General features: G+C 74.9%; 8 protein-coding genes. 3 read left to right on the forward strand and 5 right to left on the reverse strand.

The features are described from left to right. Window positions 1–169 precede the first annotated feature (169 nt). The 4 genes from ACFV4F_RS40860 to ACFV4F_RS40875 form a co-directional block, all read right to left on the reverse strand. The gene (locus tag ACFV4F_RS40860; protein ID WP_380510632.1) at window positions 170–1,384 is read right to left on the reverse strand and encodes a GNAT family N-acetyltransferase; all 1,215 of its coding nucleotides are present in this window, start codon (window positions 1,382–1,384) and stop codon (window positions 170–172) included. Window positions 1,385–1,511: 127 nt separating this feature from the next. Then, entirely contained in the window at window positions 1,512–2,657 is a 1,146-nt protein-coding gene (locus ACFV4F_RS40865; protein WP_380510649.1) for an RNA polymerase sigma factor, read from the reverse strand. 23 nt (window positions 2,658–2,680) lie between these two features. Further along, complete coding sequence (locus ACFV4F_RS40870; protein ID WP_359974921.1) at window positions 2,681–3,088, reverse strand: YciI family protein; 408 nt, start codon at window positions 3,086–3,088, stop codon at window positions 2,681–2,683. A gap of 154 nt (window positions 3,089–3,242) precedes the next feature. Continuing rightward, window positions 3,243–4,250 carry an AraC family transcriptional regulator gene (locus ACFV4F_RS40875; protein ID WP_380510635.1) on the reverse strand — a complete coding sequence of 336 codons (1,008 nt, stop codon included), beginning with the start codon at window positions 4,248–4,250 and terminating at the stop codon, window positions 3,243–3,245. A 187-nt stretch (window positions 4,251–4,437) separates the two neighbouring features. Here ACFV4F_RS40875 and ACFV4F_RS40880 point away from each other — a divergent pair, with 187 nt between their 5' ends. The 3 genes from ACFV4F_RS40880 to ACFV4F_RS40890 all read left to right on the forward strand — a co-directional run bounded on the left by ACFV4F_RS40880 (window position 4,438) and on the right by ACFV4F_RS40890 (window position 7,035). Further along, window positions 4,438–4,932 carry a DUF1772 domain-containing protein gene (locus ACFV4F_RS40880; protein ID WP_380447148.1) on the forward strand — a complete coding sequence of 165 codons (495 nt, stop codon included), beginning with the start codon at window positions 4,438–4,440 and terminating at the stop codon, window positions 4,930–4,932. A 109-nt stretch (window positions 4,933–5,041) separates the two neighbouring features. Further along, complete coding sequence (locus ACFV4F_RS40885) at window positions 5,042–6,661, forward strand: serine/threonine-protein kinase (protein WP_380510638.1); 1,620 nt, start codon at window positions 5,042–5,044, stop codon at window positions 6,659–6,661. A gap of 26 nt (window positions 6,662–6,687) precedes the next feature. Continuing rightward, complete coding sequence (locus tag ACFV4F_RS40890; protein ID WP_380510640.1) at window positions 6,688–7,035, forward strand: VOC family protein; 348 nt, start codon at window positions 6,688–6,690, stop codon at window positions 7,033–7,035. A 40-nt stretch (window positions 7,036–7,075) separates the two neighbouring features. Here ACFV4F_RS40890 and ACFV4F_RS40895 read toward each other — a convergent pair whose 3' ends face one another. Further along, window positions 7,076–7,402, reverse strand: a complete 327-nt coding sequence (locus ACFV4F_RS40895) for a putative quinol monooxygenase (RefSeq protein WP_380447154.1) — start codon at window positions 7,400–7,402, stop codon at window positions 7,076–7,078. Window positions 7,403–7,464: the final 62 nt, after the last annotated feature.

Genomic DNA, 7,464 nt, shown 5'->3' on the forward strand with positions numbered 1-7,464 from the left:
TGTGGGATGTCCTCTCTCGAGAATCTCTCCCACACTCACCACGCGGGGCGCGGGCGGGCGGCCCGGGCGGCCCCCCCCCCCCCCCCCCGGCGGGCTCCCCCCCCCCCCCCACTACTCACTGCCGGCGAACTGGCCCGCACCGGCCCACTGATCGCGCCCCGCCCGGAGGTCAGAACCAGTGCAGGCAGTGCGGCTGGCGCTCGGCGCGGAAGAGGGCGTCGGCGAGGGCGGCCGCGCCCGGGTGGTGCGCCCGGACGTGTCCGGCGCGCACGAGCGTGCTCGGGGCGGTGCCGCCGAGGTAGACGGCGCCCAGGTCGCGGATGTCCAGGGACAGGTCGGGTTCGCGGTCCGTCGGGACGCAGTCGGCCTTGCCGTCGCGGACGGTGAGCAGGTGGCGGGCGCGCTCGCCGAGGAACGGGTCGTCGACGTCGAGGACGAGCTCGCCGTCGGCGAACCAGCCGCGCGAGGTGAGCGCGCGCGGGACGTCGAGCAGCCGCACCCACAGCCACTCGGAGTGGTTGGCCACCTGGCCGGCGTTGAAGTCCGCGAGCTGCCAGCGCAGCGGGTGGTCCGGCGGGACGTGCTTGAACACGACCTGGCTGACGAGGTCGTGGCCGAGCAGGTAACGGGCGAGGGCGGTGAAGGCCGCGTCGTCGGTGGCGATGATCTCGTCGACCGTGAGGATGTCGGGGTCGCCCACCGAGTAGCTGGCGTACCCGTCCGGCACGCCGTCGGCGCCGCGGTGGACGGCGACGTAGCGCGGCGTCCGGGCGGTCGGCGCATGACCGGCGCCCCGGGCCCACCAGTGGGGTGGCCGGGACACGGCGCCGGGCTGGGCGCGGCGGTACCGGTCGTAGACGTCCTCCAGGTGGGCGCCGCACTCGGCGCGCCGCAGCAGTTCGACCGAGCCCGCCGGTGCGGCGGCGCCGGCCCGGGGCGCGGCGAACGCGCCCCGGTGGCGCGGCACCGTCAGGCGGCCCGTGTACGTCGCCGGGCCGTAGCCGAACCGGCCGTAGATCCCCGCCTCGGAGGCCAGCAGGACGGAGAGGAACTCGCCCCGGGCCCGGAAGTCGTCGAGTTGGTGCCGCATCATGGCGGTGAGCACGCCCTGGCGGCGGTGCGAGGGCAGGACGCCGACGCCCGACACCCCGGGGGCCGGGACGACGATCCCACCGGGCAGGGTGAGTTCGAAGGAGTACGCGATGGCGGTGCCGACGGGACGGCCGTCCGACGTCTCGGCGAGCACGCCGCGGTCCAGCTCCAGGGCCGACCACCAGACCCCGCTGCCGTCCTCGGCCGGGGTCTCCGGGAAGCGTCCGAACGCGGCGAAGAGCGTGTCGAGGAAGACGCCGTGGTCGTCCTGGCTCGTGGAACGGATCTCCATCGGTGCTGCTGCCTCCCCTGGCTGCCGGACTCACGACGCGTGATGTCCCGTGCCACAGTGGATCGTTCCCGTACCACGAGGTCAACCGAATTACCGACGAAGGCTCGATCCTGCGGCCGGGGGCGGCTCACCCCCGCAGGCGGGCGTTGAGCCGCGCCGCCTGCCGCGTCAGGTAGTCGCGCTCCGCCAGGTTGGGCGCCTTGTGCGCGGCCTCGGCGTACAGCCGGGCCGCCGTCGCCAGGTCGCCGTCGCGCTCGTGGAGGTACGCGGACGCCGCCGTGCGCCGGGGCAGGGAGTCGTCCAGCGCCGCGAGGGCCGCCAGCCCGGCGCGGGCGCCGTCGGCCTCGCCCACGGCGACCGCGCGGTTGAGGCGGACGACCGGGCTGTCGGTCAGGCGCGCCAACTCGTCGTACCACTCGACGATCTGCACCCAGTCGGTCTCCTCGACGGTCCGCGCGTCCGCGTGGAGCGCCGCGATGGCGGCCTGGGCCTGGAACTCCCCCAGCCGGTCGCGGGCGAGCGCCGCCTGGAGGATCCCGACGCCCTCGGCGATCAGGCCGGTGTCCCACCGGGCGCGGTCCTGCTCGGCAAGCGGTACGAGGCCGCCGTCGGGCGCCGTCCGGGAGGCGCGGCGGGCGTGGTGGAGCAGCATGAGGGCGAGCAGTCCGGCCACCTCGGGGTGGTCGATCACGGCGGCGAGCTGCCGGGTGAGCCGGACGGCCTCGGCGGCGAGGTCGACGTCGCCGGAGTAGCCCTCGTTGAAGACCAGATAGAGGACGCGCAGCACGGTGGCGACGTCGCCGGGCCGGTCGAGGCGCACGCCGGAGACGGTGCGCTTGGCGCGGCTGATCCGCTGGGCCATGGTCGCCTCGGGGACGAGGTAGGCCCGGGCGATCTGGCGGGTGGTGAGGCCGCCGACGGCGCGCAGGGTGAGGGCGGCCGCGGAGGCGGGCGTCAACGACGGGTGGGCGCACAGGAAGTAGAGCTGGAGCGTGTCGTCCGCCGCGGGCGCGGGCCCGGGCGGCGGCTCCTCGTCGACGCGGTCCTCGCGGCGGCGGCGGGCGGCGTCCGCCCGGGTCGCGTCGAGGAACTTGCGCCAGGCGGCGGTGACCAGCCAGCCCTTCGGGTCGCGCGGGGGGTCGGCCGGCCAGACCCGGAGGGCCTCGACGAGGGCGTCCTGGACGGCGTCCTCGGCCGCCGCGAAGTCGGCTCCGCGGCGGACGAGGGCGCCGAGCACGCCCGGGGTGAGGCTCCTGAGCAGTGCTTCGTCCATGGGGGTGGTCACGTCCCGGCAGGCTACTCGGTGATGGTGGGCGGCGCGGCCATGACCTCGCGGACCTCCAGCCACTCGTGGATCGGCCTGCCGCCGGCGCCGGGGGCGGCGGACAGCTCGCCGGCGAGTTCGACGGCGCGCTCGCGGCTGTCGACGTCGATGATCATCCAGCCGGCGATGAGGTCCTTGGTCTCGGGGAACGGGCCGTCGGTGACCGCCGGGCGCCCCTCGCCGTCGTAACGGACCCACATGCCCTCGGGGGCGAGGCCCTGGGCGTCGACGAACTCGCCGGTCTTCTCCAGCCGGGCGGCGAAGTCGTGCATGAAGCGGATGTGGTCCGAGATCTCCTCCGGCGTCCACTGGTCCATCGGGACGCAGTTGACCGGAGCCGGGGCGCCTCGGTAGTGCTTCAGCAGCAGGTACTTGGCCATGGTGTCTCTCCTCGGTGCGGTGCGACCCATTGTGGTCGCTTCCACCCCGGGGACGGAGCCGGGCGCGCGTTCTCGACATCCCTCGCCAGGATTTTTCGAGGACGCGCGAAGATCTCTTTCGGCGACCGTCCGGTCACCGGGAGTGCCGACGCCGTCAGCCGGCCAGGACGACCGTCTCGGCGGGGCCGGAGAAGCCCGGCGTGGGGTTCGGGGTGCCCGTGGAGGCGAGGCGCCGGTGTTCCTGGGGGCTGACGCCGCGCACGCGCTTGAAGGCCGCGGAGAGGGCGAAGGCGTTGCTGTAGCCGACCTTGCGGGCCGCGAAGGCGACAGTGCACTCGGGCTCGCGCAGGAGGTCGGCGGCGACGGCGAGGCGCCAGCCGGCCAGGTAGGCCATCGGGGGCTCGCCGACCAGGGCGGTGAAGCGGCGGGCGAGGCCGGCCCGGGAGACGCCGACCTGCTGGGCGAGGTCGGCGACGGTCCAGGGGGTGGCCGGGTCGTCGTGCATGAGGCGCAGCACGGGCCCGACGACGGGGTCGTGCTGGGCGCGGTACCAGGCGGGGGCGCCGGAGTCGGGGGCGGCGAGCCAGGCGCGCAGGACGGAGACGACGAGGAGGTCGAGGATGCGGTCCAGGACGAGTTCCTGGCCGGGCTCGTTGCGCCCTATCTCGGCGGCGAGGAGGTGGATCAGCGTGTCGTCGGCGGCGGTGCCGGCCGGGCGGACGAGCAGGGCGGGCAGGCAGGCGAGGAGGCGCTGGCCGATCTCGTGCTCGGCCTGGTAGGTGCCGGAGAGGACGACGGAGGACGCGTCGTCGCGCTCGTTGCCGTGGCCCCAGGTGCGGACGCCGAGGGCCATGGTCTCCGAGACGTCGACGCCGCCGCGCGAGCACTGCTGGCCGGGGCCGACGATCACGTCGACGGGCGTGTCGGGGTCGTCGGCGACGGTGTAGGGCTCGGGGCCGCACACGATGGCGACGTCGCCGGGGTGCAGGAGCAGCGGGGTGCCGCGTTCGGGCAGGATCCACGCGTCGCCGCGGACCATGGTGACCACGGAGAGCGGCGCGCGGTCCTCGATGCGCAGCGACCACGGCGGGGTGAGGATCGAGCGCAGCAGGAACGCCCCGCGCGCCTTGGGGCCGTCCAGGAGTCCGGTCAGCGTGTCCATGGCCGCCAAGTGTAGATGCGGGAGCATGATTTGACGGATTGTCATTTGAGGGCGTCTTGAGCGGCCGGGGTGGCCCCGGCACCCGTTCGTGCCCGATGATCGACGCGCACGGGGACGGACCGAGTCAGCGGTGGCCGAGGGATCGGGACGCCGGGACTCCGAGACACACAGTGAGGGGCCCTTCGAGATGGAACTGTCGCGCACACTCGTGCTCGTGGCGGCGACGATCACCTGCGGGCTGACCGCGGGCCTGTTCTACGCCTACGCGTGCTCCGTGATGCCCGCGCTGCGGCGGGTCGACGACCGCACGTTCATCGACGTGATGCAGAAGGTCAACGTCGCGATCCTGAACGGCTGGTTCGTGCTCGGCTACGTCGGCGCGCTGCTGTTCGGCGCGGCTGCCGTCGCGCTGCACCTGCCCGAGGAGGGGCACGACGCGCTGCCCGCCACGATCGCGGCGCTGGTGCTGTACGTGGGGAACATCGGCGTGACCCGGGCGGTGAACATCCCTCTCAACGACCAGCTGGAGAAGGCCGGTTCGCCGGCACGGATCGCGGACCCGGCGGCCGTGCGGCGCGTGTTCGAGGAGCGCTGGGCCCGGTTCAACGTGCTGCGGGCGGTGCTGTGCACGGCGTCGCTGGGCTGCCTGGCGTGGGCGCTCGTGCTGGACGGGAACGCGTAGGTCCGGTTACCGGAGCGGATGTTCGGAGCTCCGGCCCGCAACCGGGTGGCGCACCGGTACCGTCTGGCGTGACGTGACGGTGGGCGGGGGCGGCGAGGGGAGCGGCGGCGTGGAGGCACTGGGGCCCGGGGATCCGCGGCAGGTGGGCGAGTACCGGCTGTTGCGCCGCCTGGGTGCGGGTGGGATGGGCCTGGTCTACCTGGGCCGGACGGCCGGCGGGCGGACGGTGGCCGTCAAGACGGTGCACGCGCAGTTCGCGGCGGACCCGGAGTTCCGGGTGCGGTTCCGGCAGGAGGTGGCCGCGGCCCGCCTGGTGGGCGGGAGCTGGACGGCGCCGGTGCTGGACGCGGACACCGAGGGCGAGCGGCCGTGGGTGGCCACCGGCTACGTCGGCGGACCGTCCCTGAGCGCGGCCGTGCGCCAGTTCTGGCCGCTGCCCGCGGCGTCGGAGCGGGCGCTCGGCGCCCGCCTCGCGGAGGCGCTGGCGGCCGTGCACGGGCGCGGGCTCGTGCACCGGGACGTCAAGCCGTCGAACGTGCTGCTGGCGCTGGACGGGCCGCGGCTGATCGACTTCGGGATCGCGCGGGCCCTGGACGCGACGGCGCTCACGCAGTCCGGGTTCGTCATCGGCTCCCCCGGCTTCCTCTCGCCCGAGCAGGCCGGGGGCGCCAAGGCCGGGCCCGCGTCGGACGTGTTCTCGCTCGGCGCGGTGCTCGCGTACGCGGCGACGGGCGAGGCGCCGTTCGGCTCGGGGGTGAGCGCGCACGTCATGATCTACCGGGTGCTGCACGAGGACCCCGACCTCGGGCCACTGGACGTGGTGGACCCGCAGCTGCGCGCGATCGTGGCGGCCTGCCTCGCGAAGGACCCCGCGGACCGGCCGTCCCCGGAGCGGCTGGGGGCGTGGCTGGCCGCCGACGACCCCGGGGCGGCCGAGCGCCTGAAGCGGAGAGCATGGCTGCCGCCGGCGGTCGCCGGGTCGCTCGCGGGGCTGGCGGTCGAGCTGCTGGACCTGGACGGAGCCGCCGCGGCCCCCGCGCCGCCGCCCCCGACCGTGGCGCCCGCCCCGCCGGCCTTCGCACCCCCGACCGGGCGGTTCGGCCCGCCTCCGCCCCAGGCCCCGCCCCAGCCCCTGGCCGCCACCCCTCCCTCGCCCTACCCGCCGCCGTACCGGCAACCCGCCGGCCGGGGCCTCGGGCGCATCGGCGTGGCCGTCGCCGCCGTCCTGACGACCGCGCTGCTGGGCACCGGCGTGTACCTCTGGAACCGGCCCGACGGCACCACGGCGAGCGGCAGCAGCACCTCCTCGGCCGGTCAGGCCACGACGGCCGCCACGGCGACCACCCCGGCACCGGCACCGAGCCCGACGCCGACACCGGCCCCGACGCCTGCGGGCGCTATACCCGCGGACTTCCTGGGCACCTGGGCGGGCCAGCTCGGCAGCCCCGCGATCCGCACGAAGGCGGACTTCAAGATCACCATTCGGCAGGGCCAGAAGGGTGAGCCCGTCGCCGAGATCACCAACAACACCGGCGCCGGCACACCGAGCTGCGACGCCACCGCGAACCTCACGTCGGCCGCCGCCGACCGCATCGTCCTGCGCACGGCCCCGCTGAGCCCCGTCAGCGGGTGCGTGGCCGAGCCGTACGACCAGGTGTACACGCGGAACAAGGACGGCAGCCTGCACCTGGTCGTCGCCGGCTTCTCCGGCGACCTGCGGAGGCAGTGAGGGCCGACACCGGTTACCGTGAGTACATGATCAACGGTGCCCACCTGATCATCCACAGCCGTGACGCGGAGGCCGACCGCGTCTTCCTGCGCGACGTGCTGGGCTGGCCGCACGTCGACGCGGGCGGCGGGTGGCTGGTCTTCAAGCTGCCCCCGGCCGAGATCGCCGTCCACCCGGGCGGCTCGCCCTCGCACGAGCTGTTCCTGATGTGCGACGACGTCGACGCCACCGTCCGCGAACTCACCGCGCGCGGGGTGGAGTTCACCGAGCCGGTCACCTCCGTCGGCTGGGGGCTGAAGACCGCCCTTCGCCTTCACGGCGGCGGGGAGTTCTGCCTCTACCAGCCCCGCCACCCGGTGGCCCACTCGCTCTGACCCCGGCCGGTCAGAGCGCTGAAGGTCAGGGCGCCGAAGGTCAGGGCGCGCTCGCCCGTCGGCCCGCGTTGGTGGCGACCAGCCGGTAGTCGGTGAACACCACGGGCCCCTCGGAGAGTTCCGGCGCGTAGGCCGCCTGGAACCGGCGCACCGCCTCCGATTCGCCGTGCGCCCGGTGGGCGGCCTCGTCGGCGAAGGTGAAGAGGTGGACGAAGCGCGTCGGGTCGTCCTTCTGCTGCCAGGCCGTGTACATCCACGTGTCGGGCTCGTGCGCCGCGACGTAGCCGACGAACTCCTCGATCGCCGCCAGGACCCGGTCGACGGCCTCGGCGTTCACTCGGTAGCGCGCGGTCTGGTAGATCGGCATGGCTCTCCGCCTGTCGCTCCTCGGGGACGGTCTTCCTGCCTCCACCTTGCGGGCGCCCACCG

This window comes from Kitasatospora sp. NPDC059722 (assembly GCF_042733235.1).
In the GTDB taxonomy this organism is placed as follows: domain Bacteria; phylum Actinomycetota; class Actinomycetes; order Streptomycetales; family Streptomycetaceae; genus Kitasatospora.

Excerpts from the sequence above, each read along its gene's own strand:
- ACFV4F_RS40860 (WP_380510632.1), bottom strand. The coding sequence starts at position 1,384 with ATGGAGATCCGTTCCACGAGCCAGGACGACCACGGCGTCTTCCTCGAC.
- ACFV4F_RS40865 (WP_380510649.1), bottom strand. The coding sequence starts at position 2,657 with ATGGACGAAGCACTGCTCAGGAGCCTCACCCCGGGCGTGCTCGGCGCC.
- ACFV4F_RS40870 (WP_359974921.1), bottom strand. The coding sequence starts at position 3,088 with ATGGCCAAGTACCTGCTGCTGAAGCACTACCGAGGCGCCCCGGCTCCG.
- ACFV4F_RS40875 (WP_380510635.1), bottom strand. The coding sequence starts at position 4,250 with ATGGACACGCTGACCGGACTCCTGGACGGCCCCAAGGCGCGCGGGGCG.
- ACFV4F_RS40880 (WP_380447148.1), top strand. The coding sequence starts at position 4,438 with ATGGAACTGTCGCGCACACTCGTGCTCGTGGCGGCGACGATCACCTGC.
- ACFV4F_RS40890 (WP_380510640.1), top strand. The coding sequence starts at position 6,688 with ATGATCAACGGTGCCCACCTGATCATCCACAGCCGTGACGCGGAGGCC.
- ACFV4F_RS40895 (WP_380447154.1), bottom strand. The coding sequence starts at position 7,402 with ATGCCGATCTACCAGACCGCGCGCTACCGAGTGAACGCCGAGGCCGTC.